We start from the raw sequence: 25,628 nt of genomic DNA on the forward strand, positions 1-25,628 counted from the left end.
GCGGAGATCCAGAGCTGGTTCAACACCCCCGTCACCGATGGGTCGCGGCCGCCCGGCCGTCCCGGCGGCGATCGTGCGTCAGGCCGGCGGGGCGGACGCTTCCCGCTCGACGCCGAGGAAGTGCTCGACCCTCGGAGGCTCGTCGTCCATGTGGAAGCGCCGCGCCGCCTGCTGCAGATCGGCGTCGGCGTGCGACACGCGGTGGTGCTGGCGCAGGTGCTCCGCCCAGGACTCCACGAAGAACCACTCCATCAGGCGCTCCGGGTCGGCCGCGTCCTCGCTCACGCCCCAGGCATAGGCCCCGTCGCGCCGGCGCTCGGGTGCGAGGCGGTTGAGGGCGTCGAGGAACGCGGGCCGGTCGGACGGTCGCACGCGGTAGGTGACCGTCACCAGCACCGGCCCGCGATCGCCGGCGACTGGCTGCGAGACGAGGGGCTCGGGCCAATGGCGCGACGATCCGAGATCGGCCTCGCCCGCGGGCAGTTTCAGGCGGCCCGCGATCAGCGCCGTCAGGGCGAGGCCCGCGGCGCCGGCCAGCAGGGTGGCGGGCACGCCCACGGCCCCCGCGAGGGCTCCCCATCCGATGCTGCCCGCCGCCGACGCGCCGTTGAACACCATGAGGTAGATCGCCAGGCCCCGGCCGCGAACCCAGTTCGGGAGGACGGCCTGCGTCGTGGCGTTGAGCGTGGTGAGCACCGCGATCCAGGCGGCCCCGAGGCAGAGGCTGAGGACGATGGCGAGAGCTTGCGGCGGACCGAGCGCCAGGCCGGCCGCGACGCCGGCGGTGGTGAGCGAGGCCGCGAGAACGAGCCCGTCCGTGTCGAGATGTCCCCGCAGGCGCGGCATGAGGACGGCGCCGACGATGGCGCCCGCGCCGACGCCGCCGAGCAGGAAGCCATAGAAGCCTGGGCCGCCGCCCAGGAGGTCGCGCGCCACGATCGGCAGAAGCGCCCAGAGCACGCTCGCGAAGGTGAAGAAGAGAAAGGCCCTGAACAGGATCCGGCGCAGGTCCGGCGCGGCGCGCGCATAGCGCAGGGCGGCCCGGAGCGCGCCGCCGAAATGCTCCGACAGCTCGTCCCGGGGCGTCGCCGCCCGAGGCCACCAGAGCAGCGCCCCGGCCACGACCGCGTAGGTCAGGACGTCGAAGCCGTAGGCCGCGGCGGCCCCGAAGGCCGCCAGGATGAGCCCGCCCGCCGCGGGCCCGACGGCCCGCGCGATGTTGATGCCGAGCGAGTTGAGCGCGACGGCCGCCTTCACCTCGCCCCGCGGGACGAGCTCGGGCACGATGGCCTGCCAGGCCGGCATGGACAAGGCGGCCCCGATCCCGCCGAGCGCGGTGAGCCCGACGATGCTCGCCACCGAGTGCCCGCCGAACCAGGCGAGGAGGGCCAGCGCGGTGCTCACGGCGCCCAGGCCGACCTGAACCGCGAGCAGGAGGTGCCGGCGGTCGAGAATGTCCGACAGGACGCCGGCCGGGATCGCGAGAAGGAAGATCGGCAGGGTCGCCGCCGCCTGGACGAGGGCCACGGCCGTGGCCGAGTCCGACAGCTCGACGACGAGCCAGGCGCTGGCGACGTCGCGCATGAACGTGCCGAGATTGCCGAAGATCGTGGCGAGCCAGATGACCGCGAAGACCCGGTTGCGCAGGGGCGCGAAGGCGCCGGGCTGGGGGACGGCCTCGGCCGCGGGCGCCGCCGCGCCGCCGGGCCCCGCCCCGTTCAACGCGCTGTCTCCCCGCGATGCGCCAGGAGCGCCGCCGCGGCGAGCCCGCCTATGATCGCGACGTGCTCCAGGAACGTGGCGGTCTGCCGTCCGCGATCGGGGCCGTCGAAGGTCCAGAACGGATGGGCGATCAGGGTCGCGAGCAGCGTGAAGCCCGCGAGGATCCCGGCCCCGAGCCAGCACCAGCGCCGGCTCAGGAAGAGCGCCGCTCCGCCAAGCTGCGTCAGGATCACGGCCGCGGCGACGGCAGCCGGCATGCCGAGGCCCAGGGCCGCGGCCTCGGCCCGCGCGCCCCCGAAATCGAGGAGCTTCATGATCCCGCTGACCAGGAACGGAGCGGCAAGCGCCAGGCGCGCGCCGATCTCGACGCCGGGGAGCGCCAGGAGGGCGCGGATCGGGGCGGGCGGCCGTGCGTCAGCGATCGGGGTCAGGGCGGCAAGCGGTTTCGTGGTCATCGCGTCAGCCTCCTCGTATCACCGTCAGACGGCCCAGCAGGCGCAGCCGAAGACCCCCCAGAACGTCCGTGCGTCGCCGGCGGGCGCCGCCGAGGCCCAGGCGCTCGCATGGGCGTGCCCGTGCACGCCGCAGGCGGTCCCGCAGCCGCACGCGGCGGACGCGAGCACGGCCTCGGCGGGCTCGGCCCGGAACGGCCCCGAGGCGTGCCTGCGGTAGCCGCCGAAGGTCTTGACGGGCGACCAGTCGGGCAGGACAGGCAGGGGCGGCGGCGCGAGGCCCGCGAACGCTCCCGCCCCGTAGACCGGGCGGCCCCCGAGCAGGGTCAGCACGGCCTCGATGCCGGAGATCTCGGCCTCGGGCACGGACAGGTAATCGGCCGAGAGCACGGCGAGGTCGGCGAGCTGGCCCACGGCGATCCGCCCCTTCTTGCCCTCCTCGGTCGAGAACCACGTATTGGCGTCCGTCCAGAGGCGCAAAGCCTCCTCCCGGCCGAGGCGGTTTTCCTGCGGGTAGAGGGTCAGGCCGCCCACGGTGCGCCCGGTCACGAGCCAGGCGAGGGAGACCCAGGGATTGTAGGACGCGACCCGGGTCGCGTCCGTGCCCGCCCCGACCTTCACGCCCGCGGCCAGCATGCGCGCGACCGGCGGCGTCGCCTCGGCGGCCTTGCCGCCGTAGCGCTCGACGAAGGCCTCGCCCTGGTAGGCCATGCGGTGCTGGACGGCGATGCCGCCGCCCAGGGCGGCGACGCGGTCGATGTTGCGCGCCGAGATCGTCTCGCAATGATCGAAGAACCAATGGAGATCGCCGATCGGCATGTCGCGGTTCACCCGCTCGAACACGTCGAGGGCGCGGGTGACGGTCTCGTCGTAGGTCGCGTGCAGCCGCCAGGGCCAGCGGTTCTCGACGAGCAGGCGCACGACCGCCTCGAGCTCCCCCTCCATCTCGGGCCCGAGCTCCGGGCGCGGCTCGCGGAAGTCCTCGAAATCGGCCGCCGAGAACACCAGCATCTCGCCCGCGCCGTTGTGCCGGAAGGTGTCGTCGCCCTGGCCGGGCTTGACGATGCCGGCCCAGCGGCCGAAATCGGAGAGCTCCTCGCCCTTCTTCTGGGTGAAGAGGTTGTACGCGATCCGCAGCGTCAGCTCGCCGTCGGCATGCAGCTTCTCGATGATGGCGTAGTCGTCCGGGTAGTTCTGGAAGCCGCCGCCGGCATCGATCACCCCCGTGACGCCGAGCCGGTTCATCTCGCGCATGAAATGGCGCGTGGAATTGAGCTGCTGCTCGGGCGGCAGCGCCGGGCCCCTGGCGAGGGTCGCGTAGAGGATCAGGGCGTTGGGCTTGGCCAGCAGCAGGCCGGTCGGGTCGCCGTTGCCGTCGCGCTGGATCTCTCCGCCAGGCGGGTTGGGCGTCGCGCGGTCGTAGCCGACCGCCCGCAGGGCCGCCCGGTTGAGGAGGGCGCGGTCGTAGAGATGGAGGATGAAGACGGGGGTGTCGGGCGCGGCGGCGTTGAGCTCGTCCAGGGTCGGCAGGCGCCTTTCCGCGAACTGGTGCTCCGTGAAGCCGCCCACCACCCGCACCCATTGGCCTGGCGGCGTGACCTGCGCCTGGCGCTTGAGCATGGCCATCGCGTCGGCGAGCGAGGGCGCGCCGTCCCAGCGCAGCTCGAGATTGTAGTTGAGGCCGCCGCGGATGATGTGCATGTGGCTGTCGATCAGCCCGGGGACGCAGCGGCGGCCGCCCAGGTCGACGATCCGCGTCCCCGGCCCCGCGGAGGGCATGATGTCGCGCGCGGAGCCCACCGCCGAGAACCGCCCGTCCGTGATCGCGACGGCCTCCGGGTCCGGGTTGGCGCGGTCCAGGGTGGTGAAGCGGCCGTTGGTGAGGATCAGATCCGGGGCGGCCGCGGCAGGGCTCATGGTCTGGGATCCCGCTGGCCTGGAGACGAGGCCGGCCGCCGCGGCGGCGATGCTCCCCAGGACGGGGCGGCGGGTGAGGCCGCGGGGGGCGGTCGGATCGCTCATGAGTCCAGACCCGCCGGAGGCTTGAGGGAGGCGTTCAGCGGCAGGGGGCCGCGCTCGGGCGGCGAGAACGTCTTGGAATGGACGAAGGAGACGATCGCGTCCGGGTGCCCGCGCAGGTAGGACACCAGCATCTCGCCCGCCAGCATGCCGAGCAGCCCGAGGAGCGCGATGGCCGGAGGCGCGGGGGACCGCACGCCCAGAAGCCCGTAGGCCACCCCGACGGCGAGCCCGACGAGGAGGGAGAGGAGATAAGGCACGGCGTGGCCCTCCGGTGGGCGGGAGCGACGAGCGGGGCATCCCGTGAGCGGCGACGGGGGGAGCGCCGCCCACGTCACGCGAGGCGGCTACTCGGCGGCGATCGCGGCGGCGCCGGCCTCGGAGGCATGGGCGCCCAGCGCCCATTTCGAGAACCGGACCTGCTGGCCGTAGGGCGTGAAGCCCTTGAGGATGTCCTGCACGCCGTCATAGGTCTGCGACCGGGCCCAGTCCTGCTGGAGCTCGAAGGTGAACTGGAGCGTGGTGATCGGCGAGACGCCGGCCTGCACCATGCGCTGGACGGCGCGCTCGTGGGCCTCGCGGCTGGTGTCGCCGCACGCATCGGCGACGAAGAACACCTCGTAGCCCTCGTCGAGGAGCGAGAAGGCGGGGAAGTTCACGCAGGCGGAGGTCCAGAGCCCGCCGAGCACGATGCGCTTGCGCCCGGTGGCGCGCACCGCCTCCTGAAAGTTCGGATCGACCCAGGCGTTGATCGACGTCCGGTCGATCACGGGGTGGCCCGGGTACACCGCCTGCGCCACCTCGGGCAGGAAATGGCCCGCGAAGGACTCGGACGCGACGGTGGAGAGCACGGTGGGGATCTCGAAGAGTTTCGCCGTGCGGGCGAGGATCTGGACGTTGTCGATGATCACCTTGCGGTCGTGGCTCTGCACGCCGAAGAACATGGCCGGCTGGTAGTCGATGAGGCACAGGGTGCAATCGGCGGGCGCAAGCATGCGATGAAACGTCTGGGCCATCTCGTCCTCCGTTCAGGCGATGACAGGGAGGGTAGGCCCGGGTGGGGCAGGTCGATCCGAAGAAACGCTCAGCCATTGTCTGAGATTGCTGCGAAGTCGGGGGCCGCCCTGCCCCATGGGGCGGGCCGGTGCGGCGCCGCGCGCAGGGGGCGCCCTCATGGCCCTATGTCTTCCCCCTCCCCGAGGCCGCGGTGCGTCGACGGTCGGGGATGGACCCTCTCGCGGGCGCCGGACGTTGTTCCAGGGCGACGGCTGCGGTCCAGGCACCCAGATCCGGGATGCCGTTCCACCCGCGAGGCCAGGCCCCCGCCCGAACGCGACCGGCGCGGGAGGCCCCCTCCCCGAGCGCACCACCTCGAAACGATCCCCACAGGAGAAGCAGATGACCGACATGGCTGGAATTCGGGAGCATATGAGCATCATCGGCGCCGACGGCGTCCACGTCGGCACGGTGGACCGGGTCGAGGGCAAGCGGATCAAGCTCACCAAGGCCGATAGCGGGCAGGGGTCCCACCAGGGGCATCACCATTATGTCCCGCTCTCCCTCGTCGCCGAGGTCGAAGGCGACAAGGTGCGCCTCTCGGCGAACGGCGCCGTCGCGGTCACGTTCGAGGAGGAGGCCGACGGCACGGCCGGGTAGGCCTGTTCTCCTGGCCGCCCGACGCTCACCGGCTCCTCCCCAGGGAGGAGCCGACGCCGGACCAGGCGCCGCGACGGCTCGGCCGGATCGCATCGGCGACGCCCCGGCCTGGTGCGGTGAGCAAAGGCCAGGACGCTGCGGACCCCCGACGTGACCTCGTGCGAGCTCCCCTGACGGCAAGGTCACCACCGTCGGGCGCTAAAGGGAGCACGGAACGACAAGAGCGTGTTCTCCTGATCGTCAAGGCTGACTCGAAACAGGAGTCCCCGATGAGCGCACTCGCGTCGGCCGCTCGAGCCGGCATCCTGGCGGGCCTCTCGACGGCCACGTTGACGGGCCCCGTCCTCGCCGCCGACGGAGCGCAGCCGGTCTACAAGACGGTGGACGTGGCGGGCGTTCAGATCTTCTACCGCGAGGCGGGACCGCCGGACGCGCCGGTCGTCCTGCTTCTGCATGGCTTCCCGACCTCGTCTCACATGTTCCGCGACCTCATCCCCCGCCTCGCGATCCGGTACCGCGTCATCGCGCCGGACTATCCGGGTTACGGCTACAGCGATGCGCCCTCGCCCACCGCCTTCACCTACACCTTCGACCACCTGGCCGAGGTCATGGAGCGCTTCACGCAAGCGGTGGGAGCGACCCGCTACACCCTGTATGCTCAAGACTTCGGCGGGCCGGTCGGCTTTCGGCTCGCGGCGCGCCATCCGGAGCGGATCGCCGGCCTCGTCGTTCAGAACGCCGTCGCCCACGAGGAAGGCCTCGCCCCGTCCATGGACGCCGCGCGACCGTATTGGCGGGAACGGACACCCGCGACCGAAGCGCCGATGCGCGCCTTCCTGACCCTCGAGACCACCCGTTTCCAGTACCTGCACGGTGCCCGGGACCCGAACCGGGTCAGCCCCGATTCCTGGACCCATGCGCAGTCGCGAATGGACCGGCCGGGGAACGCCGAGATCCAGCTGGCCATGCTCGCCGATTACGGGAGCAACCTGCGCCGCTATGGTGAGTGGCAGGCCTATTTTCGGGCCCGCCAGCCGCCCACCCTCGTGGTCTGGGGCAAGAACGATCCCTTCTTCACGGTCGAGGGCGCGCAGGCCTATGCGCGGGATATGCCGGCCACCGAGACGCACCTGCTCGACACCGGGCATTTCGCCCTCGAGGAGGAGGCTCCCCGCATCGCGAACCTGATGCTCGACTTCCTCGACCGGCGCGCGTTCGGGCGCGCGCAATGACCGCGGACGCCGCGCCGCCCGACGGGCGGATCGGCAAAGGCGGGCGGAACGCGGCCGTCGATGCCAAATTGACGGATGGCAGCTTGGAAACGCCTGCCGGCGACCGGGCTCGAGCCGGAGCCCGACCTCGGCGGACGTCGTTCCCCCCGGCGGTGACACATGGTCCCCGGGCCATATCTGGAAGAGAGATCGCTTCATGGCCCAGCGCCCCCCCGACCTCGACCGGCTTGCCATCGACACGATCCGAACGCTGGCCATCGACGCGGTCGAGCGGGCGGCCTCGGGCCATGCCGGGGCCCCGATGGCCCTGGCGCCCATCGTCTACCGCCTCTGGCACCGCCACCTGCGGACCGATCCCGCGGACCCGACCTGGCCGAACCGCGACCGGTTCGTCCTCTCGGCAGGGCACGCCTCGATGCTGCTCTATGCCATGCTGCACCTGGCGGGCGTCTCCTCGCGCGAGCCCGACGGCAGCGCCCGCCCTGCCGTGAGCCTCGACGACATCAAGGCCTTCCGGCAGCTCGGCAGCCGCACCCCGGGCCATCCCGAGTTCGGCCTGACCCCCGGCGTGGAGACCACGACGGGCCCGCTCGGACAGGGTTGCGGCAACTCCGTGGGCATGGCCATGGCGGCGCGCTGGCTCGGCGCACGCTTCAACCGTCCCGGCCTCACCCTGTTCGATTACGACGTCTACGTCGTTGCGAGCGACGGCGACCTCATGGAGGGTGTGGCGAGCGAGGCCGCCTCGCTCGCGGGCCATCTCGGGCTGTCGAACCTGTGCTGGATCTACGACAGCAACACGATCACCATCGAGGGCCACACCGACCTCGCCTTCGGCGAGGACGTGGCGGCGCGGTTCACGGCCTATGGCTGGAACGTGGTCCACGTCGACGACGCCAACGACGTCGATGCGTTCAGCCGCGCCGTCGAGGGCTTTCGCGCCACGTGGGACCGCCCGACCCTGATCGTCGTGCGGAGCGTGATCGGCTACGGCTCGCCCCACAAGCAGAACACCGCCAAGGCCCATTCCGACCCGCTCGGCGCCGAGGAGGTGAGGCTCACGAAGCGCGCCTATGGCTGGCCCGAGGACGCGCAGTTCCTGGTGCCCGATGGCGTCTACGAGCATGTTCGCGGCACGATCCAGGGCCGGGGCGGGGCGCTGCATGCGGCCTGGCGCGAGCGCGTCGAGGAGCTGCGCCGCACCGACGGAGAGGCGGCGCGCCTGCTGAAGCGGCTCCTCTCCCGGGAGCTCCCCGACGATTGGGACGCGGACCTGCCGGTCTTTCCCGCCGACCCGAAGGGCGTCGCCACCCGCGAGGCCTCGGGCCAGGTGCTCAACGCCCTGGCGGCGCGCATCCCCTGGCTTCTCGGCGGCTCGGCGGACCTCGCCCCCTCCACCAAGACGGCGCTTACCGGCGAGGGCATGGGGGCGCTCGGACCCGGCTCGCCCGGCGGGCGCAATCTCCATTTCGGCGTGCGCGAGCACGCCATGGGGGCGGTGGTGAACGGCCTCGGCCTTTCGGGACTGCGCGCCTTCGGGGCGACCTTCCTCGTCTTCAGCGACTACATGCGCCCGCCGATCCGGCTCGCCGCCCTCATGGAACTGCCCGTCTTCCATGTGTTCACCCACGATTCCATCGGGGTGGGCGAGGACGGGCCGACGCACCAGCCGGTCGAGCAGATCGCCTCGTTGCGCGCCGTGCCGGGCCTCGTCGTGCTGCGCCCCGCCGACGCCAACGAGGTCGCGGAGGCTTATCGCGTGATCATGGGGCTCACCCGCCAGCCCGCCTGCCTCGTGCTCTCCCGGCAGGCCCTGCCGACCCTCGACAGAACCCGCTACGCCCCCGCCTCGGGCTTGTCGCGCGGCGCTTACGTGCTCGCCGATGCCGGCGGGGCGCCGGAGGTGATCCTCATGGCCACGGGCAGCGAGGTGCGCCTGTGCGTCGAGGCCTACGAGCGGCTCGCCGCCGAGGGCGTGCGGGCGCGCGTGGTGAGCATGCCCTCCTGGAGCCTGTTCGAGCAGCAGGACGAGGCCTATCGCGAGAGCGTGCTGCCTGATGCCGTCGCGGCGCGCGTCGCCGTGGAGCAGGGCGCCGTCATCGGCTGGGACCGCTATGCGGGCCGGCACGGCACGGTGATCGGCATGCACACGTTCGGCACCTCGGCGCCGCTCAAGGACCTGCTCGTCAAATTCGGCTTCACGCCCGACGCGGTCTACGAGGCCGCCAAGGCGCAGCTTGCGCGGGGGCGCGGCACGGCATGAACCCGCGGCCGGGCGGCGAGTTCGTGGTCCGGTCCGAGCGCGGGCGTCGAGCGCCGCGCGTCCATATGACCGGCGGCGACGTCGCGGCGGGGCTCGCCCGCCCCGACGCATCGATCCGCCGAGCCCTGGCCTGAACGAGGAGCTTCCGATGCAGCTTGCGATGATCGGCCTGGGGCGCATGGGCGGCAACATCGTGCGCCGCCTCATGCGCCACGGCCATGACTGCGTGGTCTACGACCGCAGCCCCGCCGCCGTCGAGGCGCTGGCCGGAGAGGGCGCCACGGGCGTCGCCGGCCTCGAGGCCCTCGTCGCCGCGCTCAGCCCGCCCCGTGCCGTCTGGGTCATGCTGCCCGCCGGGGACGCGACGGAGGAGGCCGTCATGCGGCTCGCCGCCCTGATGCAACCGGGCGACACGATCATCGACGGCGGCAATTCCTTCTACAAGGACGACATCCGCCGCGCCGCAGCCCTGCGCGAGCGGGGCCTGCACTACGTCGACGTCGGCACGTCCGGCGGCGTCTGGGGCCTGGACCGGGGCTATTGCATGATGATCGGCGGCGACCGCGACGCGGTCGCGCGCCTCGACCCGATCTTCGCGGCGCTTGCCCCGGGCATCGGCGACATCCCCCGCACGCCCGGCCGCGCCGGCCGCGACCCCCGCGTCGAGCAGGGCTACGTCCATGCCGGCCCGAGCGGCGCGGGCCACTTCGTGAAGATGATCCACAACGGCATCGAGTACGGCCTGATGCAGGCCTACGCGGAGGGCTTCGAGATCCTGCACCGGAAGGGATCGGACGAGCTGCCGGAGGCCGAACGCTTCGACCTCGACGTCGCCGACATCGCCGAGGTGTGGCGCCGCGGCAGCGTGGTCTCGTCCTGGCTGCTCGACCTCACGGCCTCGGCGCTCGCCGCCGATCCGGGCCTCGACGGCTTCTCCGGCTACGTGCAGGACTCGGGCGAGGGGCGCTGGACCATCGACGCCGCCATCGAGCAGGCCGTCCCCGCGAACGTCCTCTCGGCAGCCCTCTTCGCCCGCTTCCGCTCCCGGCAGGACGACACCTTCGCCGAGAAGATCCTCTCCGCCATGCGCAAGGGCTTCGGCGGCCACCAGGAACCGGGGAAGACGTGATCCCCCCCGGGCGAGAGCCGCGACGGCGCCCGTGTCCCGACCAGGAGCCCCCGATGAGAACCATCGCCGACCCTCAGACCGTCCACCGCCGCACGCAGGCCCCTCCGGCGCCGCCCTGCACGCTCGTGGTCTTTGGCGTGACGGGGGACCTCGCCCATCGGCTCCTGACCCCGGCGCTCTACAACCTGTCGCGCTGGAACCTGCTCCCCGACGACTTCGCCCTGATCGGCGTCGGCCGCAACGAGGAGGGGACGACGCAGGCGCTTCGCGACGACCTGACGGCCGCGGCCCGCGCCCATGCGGCGCAGAAGGACGACGGCTTCGACGAGGGCGCGTGGCAGCGCCTCGCGGGCGCCGTGAGCTATCTCGTGGGCGACCTGGAGGACGACGCGACCTATGCGCGCCTGGCCGAGCGCATCGAGCAAGGCCGGGGCGGCCGGGGGGCGCACGGCGGCGTCCTGTTCTACCTGGCCGTGGGGGCAGGCCTGTTCGGCCCGGTCATCCGGCGGCTCGCCGCCGCCGGGCTCGCCCGGGAGGAGGGCGATGCCTGGCGTCGCGTGATCGTCGAGAAGCCGTTCGGGCATGATCTCGCGAGCGCCCGCGCCCTCAACCGCACGATCCTGGAGGTGCTCGACGAAGCCCAGGTCTACCGGATCGACCACTTCCTCGGCAAGGAGACGGTGCAGAACATCATGGCCTTCCGGTTCGGCAACGGCTTCTTCGAGCCGATCTGGAACCGCGATCACATCGACCATGTCCAGATCACGGTGGCCGAGACGGTCGGCGTCGAGAAGCGCGGCCGCTTCTACGAGCCCACGGGCGCGCTGCGCGACATGGTGCCCAACCATCTCTTCCAGCTCCTCGCGCTCACCGCCATGGAGCCGCCGACCTCGTTCGCGGCCGACGCCGTGCGGGGCCGGAAGCAGGACGCGCTCGCCGCGGTTCGCCCGTTGAGCGGGGAGGACGTCGCCGAAAACGCGGTCCGGGCGCAGTACCGCGCCGGCATGGCGGGCGGGCGCGCGCTCCCGGCCTACCGCGGGGAACCGGGCGTCGCGCCCGATTCGAGCACCGAGACCTACGTCGCCATGCGCCTGACGATCGACAACTGGCGCTGGGCCGGGGTGCCGTTCTTCCTGCGCACCGGCAAGGCGCTGGCGCGTCGCGACACGGAGATCGCCATCCGCTTCAAGCAGGCGCCGCTCGCGCTCTTTCGCGGCACGGGAGTGCAGCACTGCCAGCCCAACTGGCTCGTGCTGCAGATCCAGCCGGACGAGGGCATCTCCCTGCAGTTCGGCGCCAAGGTCCCCGGGCCGAACATCGAACTCGCCCCCGTCGAGATGAGGTTCTCCTACGCCGACTACTTCAACGTGAAGGCGTCGACGGGGTACGAGACCCTCATCTACGACGCGATGATCGGCGATGCCACGCTCTACCAGCGCGCCGACACCATCGAGGCCGGCTGGGAGGTGGTTCAGCCCATCCTGGACGCGTTCGCCGCCGAGGCCGTCCCGCTCGCCACATACCCGGCCGGCAGCGCCGGTCCGGCGGAGGCCGACGCGCTCCTGGCGGACCAGGGCTGCGGCTGGCGGCCGCTCGCATGAGCGCCGCTTCAGCTCTCCGGCTCTCAGTCCCTTCCCCGGGGTCCTAAGCCCGGCTGAGCGGGGCGGGCTAGCCTCGCGGCGGGATATCGCGGGGGTGACCCGGGAGACCCTCCGCGATGTCGAGCGCCGCGCGATCCCATCCGGCAAGATCGGCGGCTGCATCGTAGGTGCTTTGCAGGAAGCCGAGGAGAGCCGCGTCCGGGTCCGGCGCGCGGCGGACGGCATCGTAGGGCAGCAGAAACTCGCCCAGCTTCGGATCGAAATAGGCGGCGGAGGGCTCGACCTCCGCCTCGGCGAACCCGGCCGGCGTGGGATAGGCGTAGGAGTAGAAGGCGGCCTCCTCGGCCCCTGGAGATCCTGGCCAGAACCCCGCGCTGGACACCTCGTGCGAATAGGCTTCGCGGGTGACCCGATCGGGCAGATGCGGGACGCCCCCGGGATGCAACGGCGCAGGCCGGCCCGAGAAGCGCGTGACCGCCAGATCGAAGCTGCCCCAGAACAGGTGGGTCGGGCTGCACTTGCCGATGAAGCGGGAGCGAAAGCGGGTAAACACCCGGTCCACCTGCAGCAGGGCCTGCCAGTACACCCGGGCGGCCTGGGGGTCGTAGGCCCGTTCAGCGAAGTCCTGGGAGAACGGAACAGGGTCCGGGACCTCGTTGGGAAGGTCGTTGATCGAAACCGGCACGCCGAGAGCGGCCAAAGCCTCGAGCAGCCCGGAGCGGAAATCCGCCACGCGACCGCCCGTGAGCTCTATCCGGCGCTCGCCGCCGTCGGTGACCCGGACCCAGAGCGCCCCGGCAAGAACGTCGAATTCGAGGTCGAACGCGACCCTGTCATGGGGAATCAGCCCCGTCCTCAGCCCGCGCACGGACGGCAGGAGGGTGACCTGCCATCCATGATTGATCCAAGGCGTCCTGGCCAGCCTCACCTTCCCGGCGATCTGCGTCCAGAGATGCAGCGTTTCCAGCGTCGGACGCAGGTCTGCGTAGGGCAGCGCAGGCCAAGCTTGGGGCGAATCGATCATTCGCTTCTCCTGATCGCCGTCGCGGCTCTTGCGGCGAGGTCCCAAGATGCGCAGCGACAGTGAAATTGACGAGACGAAATCGCCTGGGACATCCGCGACGCGCAACAACACGGTCCGATCGAACAATTGCGCACGAAAATCACCCTGCTATGGCTGGGATGTCGCGATGAAAACGAGCGCGATCTCCTGCACCGAGGCGTCGAGCGCCTGGTCTTGAGCCGGATGCCTTGAACCGTTTGACGAAACCGGGTCCGGCGCGTTCGAGAGGGCATGAGCAGGCCCCTTGTCACCGACGCGCCGTGGGGTAGCGGAGGAGGGACACGCTACCGGAAGCCCCGTAACCCCCTGTGAATCCACGAACAGGTGCGTACCCGGATCCGGTGGTGATACTTACACCAATCACCTCCGCCGTACCATGACCAGTGGCACAGGTCGAGCGACCCAAGGCAGCAGCCCGCTCGGAGCGGGGCCACGCGGGGGAGCTTCCGCTTCGAGGAGCATGGATGGGCGCTCGTTTCGCCCTCGCTGCCTCGCGCTTCGCAATTCATGGCAGCGCAGAGCGACCCCGCCGCTGCGCACCGGCTCGGCCTTAGGGGCCGATGCGATCTGAGGCGTCAATAAAGTCGGAGTGGGCGGGGTTAAGGCCGCGCGCCGATTCACATACTGATGTTCAAGCGCAGCAAGCCCCGAAACCTCCAACTACCCTAGGGGGTCACGATCCCGCGAAGCGCTCGTGCCGCCGCGCGATGGCTTCGGCGAGGTCTCCGCTGAGACCCGCCTCCTCCAGCATGCGCCCGACCTCCCGCATCTCGGCGGCGCGGCGGACGCCGTGGCGCCGCACGCGGCCTGGCATGGTGGCGACGAGCGCCTCCCAGTCCATGCCCGGATAGGACGCCTGAAGGCTCGCCAGCACCGCGGGCAGCACGCCGTTGGCGGCCGTCACGAGCGAGAGGTCGACCATGAGGGCTTCCATGCCCTTGATCACGATGCTGCGGCACAGCTTGGTCGCCGACGCGACGCCGATCTGGACCGAGACCGGCGTCACGTCCATGCCGAGCGGGCGCAGAAAATCCGCGACTGTCTCGGCATCCTCACCGCCCGCGAGGATCGGGACGGCGAGACCGGGCCCCGCGACGGGCGCCATGACGGCGAACTCGATGAAGCCGGCGTCGCTCCCCGCGATCGCGGCCGCGACCTCCGCCTTGGTGGCCGGGGAGACGGAGTTGAGGTCGATATAGGTCTGGTTCGCGGTCAGGGCGGGCGCCGCCGCGCGGGCGGCCGCGACCGCCTGGTCGGCCGTGACGGCCGAGATCACCAGGCGCGCGCCCCGGCAGGCCTCGGCAACGCTCGCGGCCGCGAACGCCCCCGCCCGGTCGCGCAGGGCGGGACCGCGCGCCGCGTCGTCGAACAGGGTGTCGTAGGCCGCGACCGCGACATCGGGCCGTTGCGAGAGCTGCTCGCAGAAGAGCTGCCCGACCTCGCCGAAGCCGATGAAGGCGATGCGCAAAGGCATGGTCTCACTCCTCATCCCGGTATTCGACGTAGCGCAGGCCCGCCTGGGCGAGGGGCTCGCGCATCCGGTATAGGTCGAGGCCCAGGACCCCGGAGGCCAGGGTCGCGCGCTTCTCGTCCTCGTTGGCGACGCGCGCCGCGCCGGCCTGCGCGACGCCGAGCGCCTCCTTGCGCGGCACCACGAGGACGCCGTCGTCGTCCGCCACGATCACGTCGCCGGGCTTCACCAGGGCGCCGGCGCAGACGACGGGCACGTTGACCGAGCCCAGCGTCGCCTTGACGGTTCCCTTGGCCGAGATCGCCCGGGACCAGACGGGGAAGCGCATCTCGGTCAGCGCCCGCACGTCGCGCACGCCGGCGTCGATCACCAGGCCCGCGACGCCCCGCGCCTGCAGCGAGGTCGCGAGCAGGTCGCCGAACATGCCGTCGGTGTTGTCGGTCGTGACCGCGACGACCAGCACGTCGCCAGGCCGGCACTGCTCGACCGCGACATGGATCATCCAGTTGTCGCCGGGCTGGGCCAGCACGGTGACGGCACTGCCGGCGATGCCGGCACCGGCCCAGACCGGGCGCATATAGGGCTTCATGAGGCCCGAGCGCCCCATGGCCTCGTGGGCGGTGGCGACACCGAGGTCGGCGAGGCGGGCGCACAGATCCGCCTCGACGCGGGGCGTGCCGGTGACGACGACGGGCGTCATGCCAGCTCCTCCACGATTTGCGGGAAGATGCGCTGGTAGGCCTCGCCATAGGTCATGGCCCGCCCCGAGTTGCGCCCTCCCTGGACGCCGCGGTTGAGGGCGACGCGGGTGTAGTAGTCCCACAGGTGCTTTTGCGCGGCGAGCACCTCGAAAGCCCGGCGCTTCGTCTCCCAGGCGTCATCGATGTTGAGGATGACGTTGGGCTTGAAGTTGCACTGCTCGGGCTGGTGCGGCTCGAACAGGAAGACGGGCGGGGCCGCGTAGGCGCGGTCCGGATCGGGCTTGTGGCCGGCGGCCTGGGCGACGATCCGGGCTTCCTGGGCGAAACGCGTCGCCTCCGGGTGGTCGACGTTGTAGGGGTCCTCGAGCGAGTGCGTGAGGACGAAAGCGGGCTTGAGCTCGCGGTAGATGTCGATCAGCCGGTCGAGCATGTCGGGCGTGGTGCGCAGCGGATAGTCGCCCGCGTCGAAGAACTCGATCTCGGCGCCCAGGATCGCGGCGGCGCGCTCGGCCTCGCCGCGGCGCTGGTTCTTCACCTCGGCGAGCGACACGCCCGCCTGCTTCCAGGCCCACTGGCTCTCGCCGCGCTCCCCGAAGGAGAGGCAGACGATGCGCATGCGGTAGCCCTTGGCGGCATGGAGCGCGATCGCACCCCCCGCGCGCCAGACGAAGTCGCCTGGATGGGCCGTGACGACGAGACCGGTCTTCTGCATGGCGTACCTCGGCGGATGGGATGGGGTCAGAGGCCCTCGCGGGCGAAGGCGACGCCGTCGAAGAGAAGGCGGGCGGTGCGCAAGAGCCCGGCGCGCTCGATCACGGGCGCGTCCGGCGTGCCCCCGACGCCGAGCACGACGCTGAACTCGCCCGTCGGGTGCTCGATCGAGAGCGTCTTTTCCGGGCCGTCCGGCACGCGCGCGACGCGCGCCGCGGGTGAGCCCGGCAAGATGCAGGCGGTGGCGACCGTGACGGCGGCGAAGACGCCGATCGAGGCGTGGCACTCATGCGGGATGAAGCTGCGAGTGCAGACCGACCCGCCGGCGGCCGGCGGCGCCACGAGGGCCATCTTCGGCACTACCTTGGCCCTGACGTCGCCAAGCCCCATGAGGCGCCCTGCCTTCAGGCGGATCTCCTCCAGGCGGCGCTTCAGCTCCGCGTCGCCATCGAGCACGTCGCGGGGCTCGTAGCCCGTGCGGCTGACGCTCTCGGCTGCCAGCACCACAACCGGCATGCCATTGTCGATCAGCGTCGCGTCGACGCCTGCGACCCGGTCGACCGTGTTACCGGTGGGCAGGAGCCTGCCGCAGACCGAGCCCGCCGCGTCCATGAAGGCGACGGCGATCGGCGCCGCCGTGCCGGGCACCCCGTCGATGCGTGCCTCGCCGCCGTAGCGCACGCGCCCGCCCGGCGTCTGCACGGCGAGCTCGGCGATCGTGCCCGTGTTGAGGGTTCGCACCCGGACGCGGGTCACGGGATCGGTCGCCGGCACGAGGCCGCGCTCGATCGCGAAGGGGCCGATGCCGGCGAGGATGTTGCCGCAATTGGGCGTGACGTCGATCCGCGGCTCGGCCACGAGCACCTGCCCGAACAGGAAATCCACGTCGCAGCCGGGCTGCGGCGAGGGCGAGACGATCGCGACCTTGCTGGTGAGCGGGTGTGCGCCCCCGAGCCCGTCGACCTGGCGCGAGTCGGGCGAGCCCATGATCGACAGGATCAGCCGGTCGCGGGCCTCGGCGTCAGGGGGCAAGTCGGATGCCAGGAAGTAGGCGCCCTTCGAAGTCCCGCCTCGGATCATCATGCACGGAACGCGCGGTTGAATGGCGGGCCTCCCTAGACTGGCGCGAACAGGTTGTGGCCAGGAGGAGCTAATGCAGCAAATGCTTTGTTTGCGCGATTTGATGAGGCAGATTCAGGAATGAGGTTCAGCGGTGGTTCCTTACTCCTCCTCTCCCATCACCGCGAACACGTCGATCACGTACCGCTTCAGCTCCTCGCCGAGGGGCGAGAGCGGGGCGCTGCAGCGCGAGACGATGCCGAGGGGGCGGCTGACGCCGGGGTTGCGCAGGGAGAGGACGCGAAGGCCCGTGGCGTCGGTGGATTCGAGTGCGAGCCGCGGGACCACGGTCATGCCGAGGCCTGCGCGCACGAGCGCGATGGCGGTGCTGACATGCTGCACCTCGTAGCGCCAGCTCAGGGCCTCGCGCCGGGACCCCAGCGCGTCGTCGATGAGCATCCGGTTGCCCGTATGCGGGCTGATGCGGATGAGGGGAAGGCCCTGCAGCTCCGTCCAGCTCGCCGCGCCCCCGGGCGGGAGCGCCGCGTCGTCGCGGGCCACGAGCACGAAAGGCTCGCGGGCGAGCAGCGTCGTGTCGAAATCCCAGCGATGGCTCGCCACGAGCGTCACGCCGAACTCGATGATGCCGGACGCCACGTGCTCGGCGATCTCGGTCGCCGAGTTGTCGTAGACGCGCAGGTTCACGTCCGGGTGCGCCCGGCGGAATCGCTCCAGGGCGGCGGGCAGGCGTCCGGCCGCAATGGTGGGCAAGCAGCCGATGGCGAGGCGCTCCTGGCGGGCGCGGCCCTGGAGACGCAGGGCGTCGAGCGACGCCGACAGATCGTCGATCATGGCCTTCACCTTCGGGAGCAGGTCGAGCCCTGCCGGGGTCAGCGCCACCTCGCGGGTGGTGCGAGCGAGCAGCCGCACGCCGAGATCGTCTTCCAACTTGCGCATGCGATGGCTGAGCGCCGTCTGCGACAGATTGAGGTGCGCCGCCGCCTGCTGGAAGCTTCCCCGCTCCGCGATGGCGACGAAGGCATGGAGGCCGAGGAAGTCGATGCGCATGGCGGGAGGGCTCCGGGCTTTGCATGAAATCTATTCATAAGAAGCGCAAAAGAAACCATTTGCTTCATGTCTTCCCCCGCCCCCATCGTGTGGCCCTCGTCCCGAGCGACAGGTGCCGGCGCCTTGCAGATCGTTCTTCTCCCTGGGCTTTTGTGCGACGAGAGCGTGTTCGCGCATCAGGTCGAGGCCCTGCGGCCGTACGCCAATGCCGTCGTGGCCAACCTGTCGGAGGACGATTCAATCACCGGCATGGCGGAGCGCGCGCTTGCCCTGCGCGACGGCCCCCTCGTGGTGATCGGCCATTCCATGGGCGCGCGGGCGGCGCTGGAGATGGCGCGGCTCGCGCCGCAGCGAGTCGCGCGCCTCGTCCTCATGGACACCGGCGCCCACCCTCGCCGGGAGGGCGAGGAGGTTAAGCGCCAGGCGTTGATCGACCTCGCCGATCGCGAGGGCATGGCGGCCCTGGCCGAGCGCTGGCTCCCTCCGATGGTCCACGAGGACCGCGTCGGTGACGATGCGCTGATGGCGCCGCTTCGCGCCATGGTGATGCGCGCGACCCCCGCCCAGCATGCCCGCCAGATCCGCGCGCTGCTGAACCGGCCTGACGCCCGCCCGCTCCTGCCGGCGATCGAATGCCCGACCCTCGTCATGGTCGGCCGGCAAGACCGCTGGAGCCCGCTCGCCCAGCACGAGGAGATTGCCGCGGCCATCCCCGACGCGACCCTCGTCGTGATCGAGGACAGCGGCCACATGGCCCCGGTCGAGCAGCCGCGGGCCGTCACCGACGCCTTGCTGGCCTGGCTCGGCTTCCCCGACGCGAAGGACCGCCCGATGGACGCGCCCGACCGCATTCCCGACATCCCCCTCTTCGACCGCCAGCGCCAGCTGAAAGGTTATCGCCTCAACAAGATGGCGATGGGCCTGGCCAAGCCTGAGAACCGCGACGCCTTCCGCGCCGACGAGGGCGCCTATCTCGACCGCTTCGGCCTGACGCCGGAGGAGAAGCGCGCCGTCATGGCCCGTGACTGGCGGGAGATGGTCCGTCTTGGCGGAAACGTGTTCTTCATCCTCAAGATCTCGGCCATCGATCCGGCCCGCATGACCGAGATCGGCGCCCATCAGGCCGGCATGGACCACGACGCGTTCCTGCGCGAGCGGCTGGGGAAACGATAGATGGCGAAGCTCATCGGAGGCCTGGGAACCTCGCATGTCCCCTCGATCGCCATGGCGATCGACAAGGGCCTGCGCGACACGCCCGACTGGAAGCCCTTCTTCGACGGCTACGTCCCCGGCCAGGACTGGGTGCGCGAGAACCGGCCCGACGTCGCCGTCGTGATCTTCAACGACCATGGCAACTCGTTCTTCCTCGACCGGGTGCCGACATTCGCGGTAGGCTGCGCCGAGGAGTACCGCCCCGCCGACGAGGGCTGGGGCCCGCGGCCGATCCCGCCCTTCAAGGGCGCCGTCGACCTCTCCTGGCACCTGATCGACACGCTCGTCGAGAACCGCTTCGACCCGATGATCTGCCAAGAGATCGACGTCGACCACGGCATCCAGGTGCCGATGGAGCTGTTCTTCGGTCGGCCCGAGGCCTGGCCCGTGCGGGTGGTGCCGATCTTCGTCAACGTGATCCAGTACCCGATCCCGCTTCCAAGCCGCTGCTACGAGATGGGACGCGTGCTGCGCCGCGCGATCGAGAGCTTCCGCGGCGACGAGCGAGTGGTCGTGATCGGCACCGGCGGCCTGTCGCACCAACTCCAGGGCGCCCGCGCCGGCTTCGTCAACCCGGAGGCCGACCGCGCCTTCCTGCGCGACATCGCCGCCGATCCGGGGCGCCTCGCCGCCATGTCGCGGGAGCAATATGTCGAGACCTTCGGCAGCGAGGGGGCGGAGCTGATGATGTGGCTCGTGATGCGCGGCGCCATGAACGCCGAGGTCGAGGTGCGTCACAGCCATTACTTCGTGCCCGCCTCCATGACCGGCGCCGGCATGATCGTCCTCGAGAACAAGCCGGCCGACGCCGGTCGCGCGGCGGCTTAAGGCCATGGCCTACTGGCTCATGATCTGCCGCCACCGCCCCGGAATGGCGGACCTGCGCGCGCAGGTCCGCGACGACCACCGAATGCATGTCGCCTCCGGCGGCGGAGGCCTCGCTCGCGTCCTCACCGGCAGCGCGCTCACGCAAGACGACGGAGAGACCGCAATCGGCAATTTCGGCGTGCTCGAGGCCGAGAGCCGCGAGAAGGCCCAAGCCTTCGCGGAGGCCGACCCATATGCCCGCGCCGGCCTCGTCGAGACGATCGAGATCGTCGCGCTCGCCTCGCGCTTCCAGGCGGACCGTATCGATCCGCTCACACGTCCCACGGACGTGAATACAGGAATCGCCTGAAAGCCGGCTCGACGGGCCACTTCGTTGCGCCGCACAGAGACTCGACGCAAGAAACTGTTTGCCTACTGACGTAAGCTGTATACAGATTGAAGACAGGGAGGACAACGATGGCCGATCAGAAGCCGTTTCCCCTGAACGCATGGTACGCCGCCGCCTGGTGCCACGAGATCCGGCACGAGCTGGCCGCACGCACCATCTGCGGGAAGGACGTCGTGCTCTACCGGAAGTCCACCGGGGAGGTCGCGGCGCTGGAGGATGCCTGCTGGCACCGCCTCCTGCCCTTGTCCCTCGGACGTCTCCAGGGCGACGAGGTGGTCTGCGGCTACCATGGGCTCGTCTTCAACGCCGACGGGCGCTGCACCTACATGCCGGCCCAGAAGACCATCAACCCGTCGGCCTGCGTGCGCGCCTTTCCCGCGGCGGAGAAGCACCGCCTCGTCTGGCTCTGGCCCGGCGACCCGGCGCTCGCCGACCCGGCCCTCATCCCGGACTTCCACTGGAACGACGGCACGGAGTGGGTCGGCGAGGGCGGCACGTTCTACAGCCTTCAATGCGACTACCGCCTCGTGATCGACAACCTCATGGACCTCACGCACGAGACCTACGTGCACGCGGGGTCCATCGGCGACGAGGCGATCACGAGCGCGCCCTTCGAGGTGACCCACACGGGCCGCACCGCCACCGTCACCCGCTGGATGATCGACATCGAGCCGCCGCCCTTCTGGAAGAAGCAGCTCGGGCGCGAGGGCCATGTCGACCGCTGGCAGCTCATCTACTTCCAGGCGCCCTCGACGGTGGTGGGCGATGTGGGCGTGGCGCTCACCGGCACCGGCGCGCCGAAGGGCGACCGCTCGCAGGGCGTGAACGGCGCGTTCCTTGCCGCGATCACCCCCGAGAGCGAGACGAGCTGCCACTATTTCTGGAACTTCGTGCGAACCTTCCGCCGCGACGACGAGCAGCTCACGCGGGACATCCAGCGCGCCCACGTCAATGACGGAAAGGGCGTCTACGACCAGGACCATGCGGTGCTGGAGGCGCAGCAGAAGGCGCTCCTGCGCCATCCGCGCCTGCCCTTCTACAACCTGAACATCGATGCCGGCGCGCTCTGGGCCCGGCGCCTCATCGACGGGATGCTGGCCCGCGAGGGAGCGCCTCGCCCGCCCCGCGTCGAAGCCGCGGAGTAGCGCGCCATGCCCGCCGCTCCCGATTGGCGGCGCGCGCGCATCGCCGCGACGCAGGACCTGACCCCGGACATCCGGCTCCTCGCCGTCGAGCCGGAGGGCGCCTTCGTGGCCCCGACCCCGGGGAGCCACATCCAGGTCGGCGTACAGGTCGAGGAGCGCGCCGACACCCGCTCCTACTCGGTCGTCGACGCCGGCCGCGACGGGCTCTACCGGATCGCCGTGAAGCGCCTGCCGACCAGCCGCGGCGGCTCGCGCTACATGTGGAGCCTCGCGGCCGGCGCGCGGCTCACCGTCTCGGCACCCGCGAACCACTTCGAGCTGGCGCTCGGCCGCTCCCATTACACGCTCGTGGCCGGCGGCATCGGCATCACCCCGATCCGCTCCATGGCCCTGGCGCTTGCCGAGGCCGGGGCGGACCTGCGCCTGATCTACGCCGCCCGCACCCGCGCCGACCTCGCCTTCGCGGACGAGCTGTCCACGCTGCTCGGCGAGCGCCTCCAGCTCGTCGTGAGCGAGGAGGGCGAGCGGATCGATCTCGACGCAACGGTCGCCACCATGCCGGCTTGCGGAGAACTCTATCTGTGCGGCCCCATCGGCCTCATCGAGGCGGGCAAGCGCGTCTGGGCGAAGGCTGGCCGCCCGGCCGCGAGTCTGCGCTTCGAGACCTTCGGCTCCAGCGGCCGCTACGCCACCCTGCCCTTCACGGTGCGGATCCCGCGGCTCGGCCTCGAGATCCCGGTTCCTGAGAACCGCACCATGCTGGACGCCATGGAAGACGCGGGCGTCGCCATGATCCACGACTGTCGCCGCGGTGAATGCGGGCTGTGCGCGGTACACATCCTCGACGCCGCCGGGCCCGTCGACCACCGCGACGTGTTCTTCAGCGACGAGGAGAAGGCCGCGAACGCGAAGCTCTGCACCTGCGTGTCGCGCCTTCCGGGCGGGGTGCTGACAATCGACACGGCGGATCGGGCGGCATGACGAACGGCCTTCTCACCCATGCCGCCGATCCCGACGAGGCCCGGGGCCCAAGCCAGACGGTGCGAGCCCAGATCGAGCTGCGCAAGCTCGTCCTCTCGGGCGAGCTTGCGCCCGGCGAGCGCGTGTCCGAACTGCCCATGGTCGAGCGCCTGGGCGTCTCGCGCACGCCCCTGCGCATGGCTCTCGTGCGGCTGGAGGAGGAGGGCCTCTTGGAGGCCATCCCCTCCGGGGGCTTCGCCGTTAAGGCGTTCTCGGAGCGCGAGGTCTTCGAGGCGATCGAGATCCGCGGCACGCTGGAGGGCCTCGCCGCGCGGCTCGCCGCCGAGCGCGGCGCCGAGCGGGCCCAGCTCGAGCGCGCGGCCCGCTGCCTGGAGGCCCTCGACGAGGTGGTGCGCCCGCTCGACTCCGCCATCGACCTGTCGCGCTATGTCGAGCTGAACGCGCTCTTCCATGACATCCTGCTGGACCTCGCCGGCAGCGAGGCGCTGGCCCGGCAGATCCAGCGCGCCAGCGCCCTGCCCTTCGCCTCACCCAGTGCCCTGGTCTCCGTTCAGTCGGCTCCAGGCGGCAACCGCAGCCTGCTCGCCGTCGCCCAGGATCAGCACCGCTGCGTGCTGTCGGCCATCGAGCGGCGCGAGGGGGCGCGGGCGGAAGCTATTATGCGCGAGCATGCCCGCATCGCGCATCGCAACCTGGAACACGCCCTGGCGAACCAGGGCATGCATCTCGTACCGGGATCGGCGCTCATCAGAAGGCGCCTCGGGAAGTGAGCCGGAGGGCTCGGACCAGAACTGACAAGGGAGGACAGACCATGCTTCGCAGAACGTTCCTGACGCTCGCCGGCGCCACCGGCCTGATGCTCGCCGCGAGCGCCGGCGCGCTCGCCCAGGAGGCCATCCGCATCGGCCTCATCCTGCCGATGACCGGGCCCTTCGCCTCGACGGGCCGGCAGATCGAGGCGGCGACGCGCCTCTACATGCAGCAGAACGGCGACACGGTCGGGGGCCGCAAGGTCGAGATCGTGCTGCGCGACGACACCGGCGTCGCCGACGTGACCCGCCGCCTCGCGCAGGAGCTGATCGTCAACCAGAAGGTCACGGTGCTGGCCGGCTTCGGCCTCACGCCCCTGGCGCTCGCCACGGCGCCCCTCTCGACCCAGGCCAAGACGCCCCAGGTCGTCATGGCGGCCGCGACCTCGATCATCACCGAGCAGTCGCCCTTCATCGTGCGCACGAGCTTCACGGCCCCGCAGGTGACGGTGCCGCTCGCCGAGTGGGCGGCCAAGCAGGGCATGAAGAAGGCCATGACCCTCGTCTCCGACTACGGCCCGGGCCACGACACGGAGCGCGCCTTCACCGAGACCTTCAGCAAGGCCGGCGGCCAGGTCGACAACCTGCGGGTTCCCCTCGCCAACCCCGACTTCGCCCCCTTCCTCCAGCGCGTGGCCGACGCCAAGCCCGACGCGCTCATGGTCTTCGTGCCGTCCGGCGTCGGCTCGCAGTTCATGAAGCAATATGTCGAGCGCGGCCTCGACAAGAGCGGCATCCGGCTCCTGGCCGAGGGCAGCGTCACGGACGACGACATCCTCAACGGCATGGGCGACGTGGCGCTCGGCGCCATCACGGCCCACCATTATTCCGCGGCCCACGACAGCCCGGAGAACAAGACCTTCGTCGACGCCTTCCAGAAGGCCAACAAGGGCATGCGCCCGAACTTCATGGCGATGGGCGGCTATGACGGCATGCACCTCATCTACGAGGGCCTGAAGAAGACGAACGCCCAGGGCGGCGAGGCCCTCGTCAATGCCATGAAGGGCCTCTCCTGGACGAGTCCGCGCGGGCCGATGTCCATCGACCCCCAGACCCGCGACGTCGTCCAGACGGTCTACATCCGCAAGGTCGAGCGCGTGAACGGCGAGCTCTACAATGTCGAGTTCGCCTCCGTCCCGAACGTGAAGGACCCGGTCAAGGCCGCGAAGAGCGGCTCGAACTGAGACCGGCTCGAACCGACGCGAAGGCCCCTGCGGACGCGCCTCCGGCGCGTCCGCCTCCTCCCGGAGCCCGCCCGTGCTCACCATCCTCTTCGACGGCATCGCCTACGGGATGCTGCTCTTCGTCCTGGCCTGCGGTCTCGCCGTGACGCTGGGGCTGATGAACTTCGTCAACCTCGCCCACGGCGCCTTCGCCATGGCGGGCGGCTACGTCACGTCGATCCTGACGATGCGCATGGGCGTGCCCTTTCTCGCGACCCTGCCCATCGCCTTCGCGGCGCCCGCGCTGCTGGGCCTCGTCCTGGAGCGCACGCTCTACCGGCACCTCTACAGCCGCAGCCACCTCGACCAGGTGCTCTTCTGCATCGGCCTCGTCTTCATGGCGGTGGCGGCCGTCGACTACACGATGGGCTCCCAGCAGCAATTCGTGGCGATCCCCGCCTGGCTCCAGGGCCGCGTGGAGGTGCTCGGCATCCAGATGGGCGTCTATCGCAGCTTCATCATCCTGGTCTGCGGCGTGCTCGCCCTGGCGCTCCAGCTCGTCCTGACCCGCACCCGCTTCGGCAGCCGTCTGCGCGCGGCGGTGGACGATCCCCGGGTGGCGCGGGGCCTCGGCATCAATGTCGGCGCGATATTCGCCGTGACCTTCGCGGTGGGATCGGGGCTCGCGGGCTTCGGCGGTGCGCTCGGCGCCGAGTTGCTCGGCCTCGACCCGACCTTCCCGCTCAAGTTCATGATCTACTTCCTGATCGTGGTCACGGTCGGGGGCACCACGAGCATCACGGGTCCCTTCCTCGCCTCGCTGCTGCTCGGCGTCGCGGACGTGGCCGGCAAGTATTACGTGCCGGGTTTCGGCGCCTTCGTCATCTATACCCTGATGATCGCCGTGCTGGTCGTGCGCCCGCAGGGCCTCTTCGCCCGGGCGCGCTAGGAGCCG

25 protein-coding genes are annotated in these 25,628 nt (G+C 71.0%); 14 read left to right on the forward strand and 11 right to left on the reverse strand.

Annotated features, from left to right (window positions below):
• Window positions 1-78: 78 nt before the first annotated feature.
• The 5 genes from F0L46_RS19570 to F0L46_RS19590 form a co-directional block, all read right to left on the reverse strand.
• Window positions 79-1,722 carry an MFS transporter gene (locus F0L46_RS19570; protein WP_149820688.1) on the reverse strand — a complete coding sequence of 548 codons (1,644 nt, stop codon included), beginning with the start codon at window positions 1,720-1,722 and terminating at the stop codon, window positions 79-81.
• The gene (locus F0L46_RS19575) at window positions 1,719-2,177 is read right to left on the reverse strand and encodes a DoxX family protein (RefSeq protein ID WP_149820690.1); all 459 of its coding nucleotides are present in this window, start codon (window positions 2,175-2,177) and stop codon (window positions 1,719-1,721) included. Before F0L46_RS19575 ends, F0L46_RS19570 begins: the two co-directional genes overlap by 4 nt.
• Before the next feature lie 24 nt (window positions 2,178-2,201).
• Window positions 2,202-4,196, reverse strand: a complete 1,995-nt coding sequence (locus F0L46_RS19580; protein WP_438646696.1) for an amidohydrolase — start codon at window positions 4,194-4,196, stop codon at window positions 2,202-2,204.
• Window positions 4,193-4,453, reverse strand: coding sequence for a DUF1427 family protein (locus tag F0L46_RS19585; protein ID WP_149820692.1), 261 nt, complete (start codon window positions 4,451-4,453; stop codon window positions 4,193-4,195). Before F0L46_RS19585 ends, F0L46_RS19580 begins: the two co-directional genes overlap by 4 nt.
• 87 nt (window positions 4,454-4,540) lie before the next feature.
• A complete protein-coding gene (locus tag F0L46_RS19590; RefSeq protein WP_240540071.1) occupies window positions 4,541-5,209 on the reverse strand; it encodes a hydrolase in 669 nt (222 codons plus the stop codon).
• Window positions 5,210-5,591: 382 nt separating this feature from the next.
• Here F0L46_RS19590 and F0L46_RS19595 point away from each other — a divergent pair, with 382 nt between their 5' ends.
• The 6 genes from F0L46_RS19595 (at window position 5,592) to zwf (ending at window position 12,074) form a co-directional block, all read left to right on the forward strand.
• On the forward strand, window positions 5,592-5,849 hold the full coding sequence (locus F0L46_RS19595; RefSeq protein WP_149820694.1) for a DUF2171 domain-containing protein: 258 nt from the start codon (window positions 5,592-5,594) through the stop codon (window positions 5,847-5,849).
• 269 nt (window positions 5,850-6,118) lie between these two features.
• On the forward strand, window positions 6,119-7,081 hold the full coding sequence (locus F0L46_RS19600; protein WP_149820696.1) for an alpha/beta fold hydrolase: 963 nt from the start codon (window positions 6,119-6,121) through the stop codon (window positions 7,079-7,081).
• A 196-nt stretch (window positions 7,082-7,277) separates the two neighbouring features.
• Window positions 7,278-9,344 (forward strand): transketolase, encoded by a 2,067-nt coding sequence (tkt, locus tag F0L46_RS19605; RefSeq protein ID WP_149820698.1) that lies wholly within the window; start codon window positions 7,278-7,280, stop codon window positions 9,342-9,344.
• Window positions 9,341-9,478 (forward strand): hypothetical protein, encoded by a 138-nt coding sequence (locus F0L46_RS26280; protein WP_188312053.1) that lies wholly within the window; start codon window positions 9,341-9,343, stop codon window positions 9,476-9,478. The genes tkt and F0L46_RS26280 overlap by 4 nt, the downstream gene beginning before the upstream one ends.
• Before the next feature lie 14 nt (window positions 9,479-9,492).
• The gene (gnd, locus tag F0L46_RS19610) at window positions 9,493-10,473 is read left to right on the forward strand and encodes a phosphogluconate dehydrogenase (NAD(+)-dependent, decarboxylating) (protein WP_149820700.1); all 981 of its coding nucleotides are present in this window, start codon (window positions 9,493-9,495) and stop codon (window positions 10,471-10,473) included.
• Between the two features lie 53 nt (window positions 10,474-10,526).
• Window positions 10,527-12,074, forward strand: coding sequence for a glucose-6-phosphate dehydrogenase (gene zwf / locus F0L46_RS19615; protein ID WP_149820709.1), 1,548 nt, complete (start codon window positions 10,527-10,529; stop codon window positions 12,072-12,074).
• Between the two features lie 67 nt (window positions 12,075-12,141).
• On the opposite strand, the gene F0L46_RS19620 is transcribed toward zwf, so the two are convergent.
• The 6 genes from F0L46_RS19620 to F0L46_RS19645 all read right to left on the reverse strand — a co-directional run bounded on the left by F0L46_RS19620 (window position 12,142) and on the right by F0L46_RS19645 (window position 18,147).
• Window positions 12,142-13,209: a DUF5996 family protein gene (locus F0L46_RS19620; protein ID WP_306461779.1), complete on the reverse strand. Its 1,068-nt coding sequence runs from the start codon at window positions 13,207-13,209 to the stop codon at window positions 12,142-12,144.
• 601 nt (window positions 13,210-13,810) lie between these two features.
• The gene (locus F0L46_RS19625; protein ID WP_188312054.1) at window positions 13,811-14,611 is read right to left on the reverse strand and encodes a DUF1932 domain-containing protein; all 801 of its coding nucleotides are present in this window, start codon (window positions 14,609-14,611) and stop codon (window positions 13,811-13,813) included.
• A 4-nt stretch (window positions 14,612-14,615) separates the two neighbouring features.
• Window positions 14,616-15,308, reverse strand: coding sequence for a 4-carboxy-4-hydroxy-2-oxoadipate aldolase/oxaloacetate decarboxylase (locus F0L46_RS19630; protein ID WP_149820713.1), 693 nt, complete (start codon window positions 15,306-15,308; stop codon window positions 14,616-14,618).
• Window positions 15,305-16,021 (reverse strand): PIG-L deacetylase family protein, encoded by a 717-nt coding sequence (locus F0L46_RS19635; RefSeq protein ID WP_149820715.1) that lies wholly within the window; start codon window positions 16,019-16,021, stop codon window positions 15,305-15,307. Before F0L46_RS19635 ends, F0L46_RS19630 begins: the two co-directional genes overlap by 4 nt.
• 26 nt (window positions 16,022-16,047) lie before the next feature.
• Window positions 16,048-17,103 carry a 4-oxalomesaconate tautomerase gene (locus F0L46_RS19640; RefSeq protein ID WP_149820718.1) on the reverse strand — a complete coding sequence of 352 codons (1,056 nt, stop codon included), beginning with the start codon at window positions 17,101-17,103 and terminating at the stop codon, window positions 16,048-16,050.
• A gap of 138 nt (window positions 17,104-17,241) precedes the next feature.
• A complete protein-coding gene (locus F0L46_RS19645) occupies window positions 17,242-18,147 on the reverse strand; it encodes a LysR family transcriptional regulator (protein ID WP_149820720.1) in 906 nt (301 codons plus the stop codon).
• 123 nt (window positions 18,148-18,270) lie between these two features.
• On the opposite strand from F0L46_RS19645, the gene F0L46_RS26945 reads away from it, so the two are divergent.
• The 8 genes from F0L46_RS26945 to F0L46_RS19685 all read left to right on the forward strand — a co-directional run bounded on the left by F0L46_RS26945 (window position 18,271) and on the right by F0L46_RS19685 (window position 25,622).
• On the forward strand, window positions 18,271-19,320 hold the full coding sequence (locus F0L46_RS26945) for an alpha/beta fold hydrolase (protein ID WP_240540072.1): 1,050 nt from the start codon (window positions 18,271-18,273) through the stop codon (window positions 19,318-19,320).
• Window positions 19,321-20,187: a class III extradiol dioxygenase family protein gene (locus tag F0L46_RS19655; protein WP_149820723.1), complete on the forward strand. Its 867-nt coding sequence runs from the start codon at window positions 19,321-19,323 to the stop codon at window positions 20,185-20,187.
• A gap of 4 nt (window positions 20,188-20,191) precedes the next feature.
• Window positions 20,192-20,536 carry a YciI family protein gene (locus tag F0L46_RS19660; protein ID WP_149820725.1) on the forward strand — a complete coding sequence of 115 codons (345 nt, stop codon included), beginning with the start codon at window positions 20,192-20,194 and terminating at the stop codon, window positions 20,534-20,536.
• 107 nt (window positions 20,537-20,643) lie between these two features.
• A complete protein-coding gene (locus F0L46_RS19665) occupies window positions 20,644-21,720 on the forward strand; it encodes an aromatic ring-hydroxylating dioxygenase subunit alpha (protein WP_149820727.1) in 1,077 nt (358 codons plus the stop codon).
• Between the two features lie 6 nt (window positions 21,721-21,726).
• Window positions 21,727-22,701, forward strand: coding sequence for a PDR/VanB family oxidoreductase (locus F0L46_RS19670; RefSeq protein ID WP_149820728.1), 975 nt, complete (start codon window positions 21,727-21,729; stop codon window positions 22,699-22,701).
• On the forward strand, window positions 22,698-23,471 hold the full coding sequence (locus tag F0L46_RS19675; RefSeq protein WP_149820729.1) for a GntR family transcriptional regulator: 774 nt from the start codon (window positions 22,698-22,700) through the stop codon (window positions 23,469-23,471). Before F0L46_RS19670 ends, F0L46_RS19675 begins: the two co-directional genes overlap by 4 nt.
• 41 nt (window positions 23,472-23,512) lie before the next feature.
• Complete coding sequence (locus F0L46_RS19680) at window positions 23,513-24,694, forward strand: ABC transporter substrate-binding protein (RefSeq protein ID WP_149820731.1); 1,182 nt, start codon at window positions 23,513-23,515, stop codon at window positions 24,692-24,694.
• Between the two features lie 73 nt (window positions 24,695-24,767).
• Window positions 24,768-25,622 carry a branched-chain amino acid ABC transporter permease gene (locus F0L46_RS19685; RefSeq protein WP_149820733.1) on the forward strand — a complete coding sequence of 285 codons (855 nt, stop codon included), beginning with the start codon at window positions 24,768-24,770 and terminating at the stop codon, window positions 25,620-25,622.
• Window positions 25,623-25,628: the final 6 nt, after the last annotated feature.

This window comes from Salinarimonas soli (assembly GCF_008386575.1).
In the GTDB taxonomy this organism is placed as follows: domain Bacteria; phylum Pseudomonadota; class Alphaproteobacteria; order Rhizobiales; family Beijerinckiaceae; genus Salinarimonas_A; species Salinarimonas_A soli.

Bases quoted from the DNA above. Each gene is read 5' to 3' on its own strand.
- F0L46_RS19640 (WP_149820718.1), bottom strand. From the start codon at position 17,103: ATGATGATCCGAGGCGGGACTTCGAAGGGCGCCTACTTCCTGGCATCC.
- tkt (WP_149820698.1), top strand. From the start codon at position 7,278: ATGGCCCAGCGCCCCCCCGACCTCGACCGGCTTGCCATCGACACGATC.
- F0L46_RS19575 (WP_149820690.1), bottom strand. From the start codon at position 2,177: ATGACCACGAAACCGCTTGCCGCCCTGACCCCGATCGCTGACGCACGG.
- F0L46_RS19635 (WP_149820715.1), bottom strand. From the start codon at position 16,021: ATGCAGAAGACCGGTCTCGTCGTCACGGCCCATCCAGGCGACTTCGTC.
- F0L46_RS19680 (WP_149820731.1), top strand. From the start codon at position 23,513: ATGCTTCGCAGAACGTTCCTGACGCTCGCCGGCGCCACCGGCCTGATG.
- F0L46_RS19670 (WP_149820728.1), top strand. From the start codon at position 21,727: ATGCCCGCCGCTCCCGATTGGCGGCGCGCGCGCATCGCCGCGACGCAG.
- F0L46_RS19630 (WP_149820713.1), bottom strand. From the start codon at position 15,308: ATGACGCCCGTCGTCGTCACCGGCACGCCCCGCGTCGAGGCGGATCTG.
- F0L46_RS26280 (WP_188312053.1), top strand. From the start codon at position 9,341: ATGAACCCGCGGCCGGGCGGCGAGTTCGTGGTCCGGTCCGAGCGCGGG.
- F0L46_RS19595 (WP_149820694.1), top strand. From the start codon at position 5,592: ATGACCGACATGGCTGGAATTCGGGAGCATATGAGCATCATCGGCGCC.
- zwf (WP_149820709.1), top strand. From the start codon at position 10,527: ATGAGAACCATCGCCGACCCTCAGACCGTCCACCGCCGCACGCAGGCC.
- F0L46_RS19665 (WP_149820727.1), top strand. From the start codon at position 20,644: ATGGCCGATCAGAAGCCGTTTCCCCTGAACGCATGGTACGCCGCCGCC.
- F0L46_RS19675 (WP_149820729.1), top strand. From the start codon at position 22,698: ATGACGAACGGCCTTCTCACCCATGCCGCCGATCCCGACGAGGCCCGG.
- F0L46_RS19600 (WP_149820696.1), top strand. From the start codon at position 6,119: ATGAGCGCACTCGCGTCGGCCGCTCGAGCCGGCATCCTGGCGGGCCTC.
- F0L46_RS19625 (WP_188312054.1), bottom strand. From the start codon at position 14,611: ATGCCTTTGCGCATCGCCTTCATCGGCTTCGGCGAGGTCGGGCAGCTC.
- gnd (WP_149820700.1), top strand. From the start codon at position 9,493: ATGCAGCTTGCGATGATCGGCCTGGGGCGCATGGGCGGCAACATCGTG.
- F0L46_RS19645 (WP_149820720.1), bottom strand. From the start codon at position 18,147: ATGCGCATCGACTTCCTCGGCCTCCATGCCTTCGTCGCCATCGCGGAG.
- F0L46_RS19580 (WP_438646696.1), bottom strand. From the start codon at position 4,196: ATGAGCGATCCGACCGCCCCCCGCGGCCTCACCCGCCGCCCCGTCCTG.
- F0L46_RS19660 (WP_149820725.1), top strand. From the start codon at position 20,192: ATGGCCTACTGGCTCATGATCTGCCGCCACCGCCCCGGAATGGCGGAC.
- F0L46_RS19655 (WP_149820723.1), top strand. From the start codon at position 19,321: ATGGCGAAGCTCATCGGAGGCCTGGGAACCTCGCATGTCCCCTCGATC.
- F0L46_RS19590 (WP_240540071.1), bottom strand. From the start codon at position 5,209: ATGGCCCAGACGTTTCATCGCATGCTTGCGCCCGCCGATTGCACCCTG.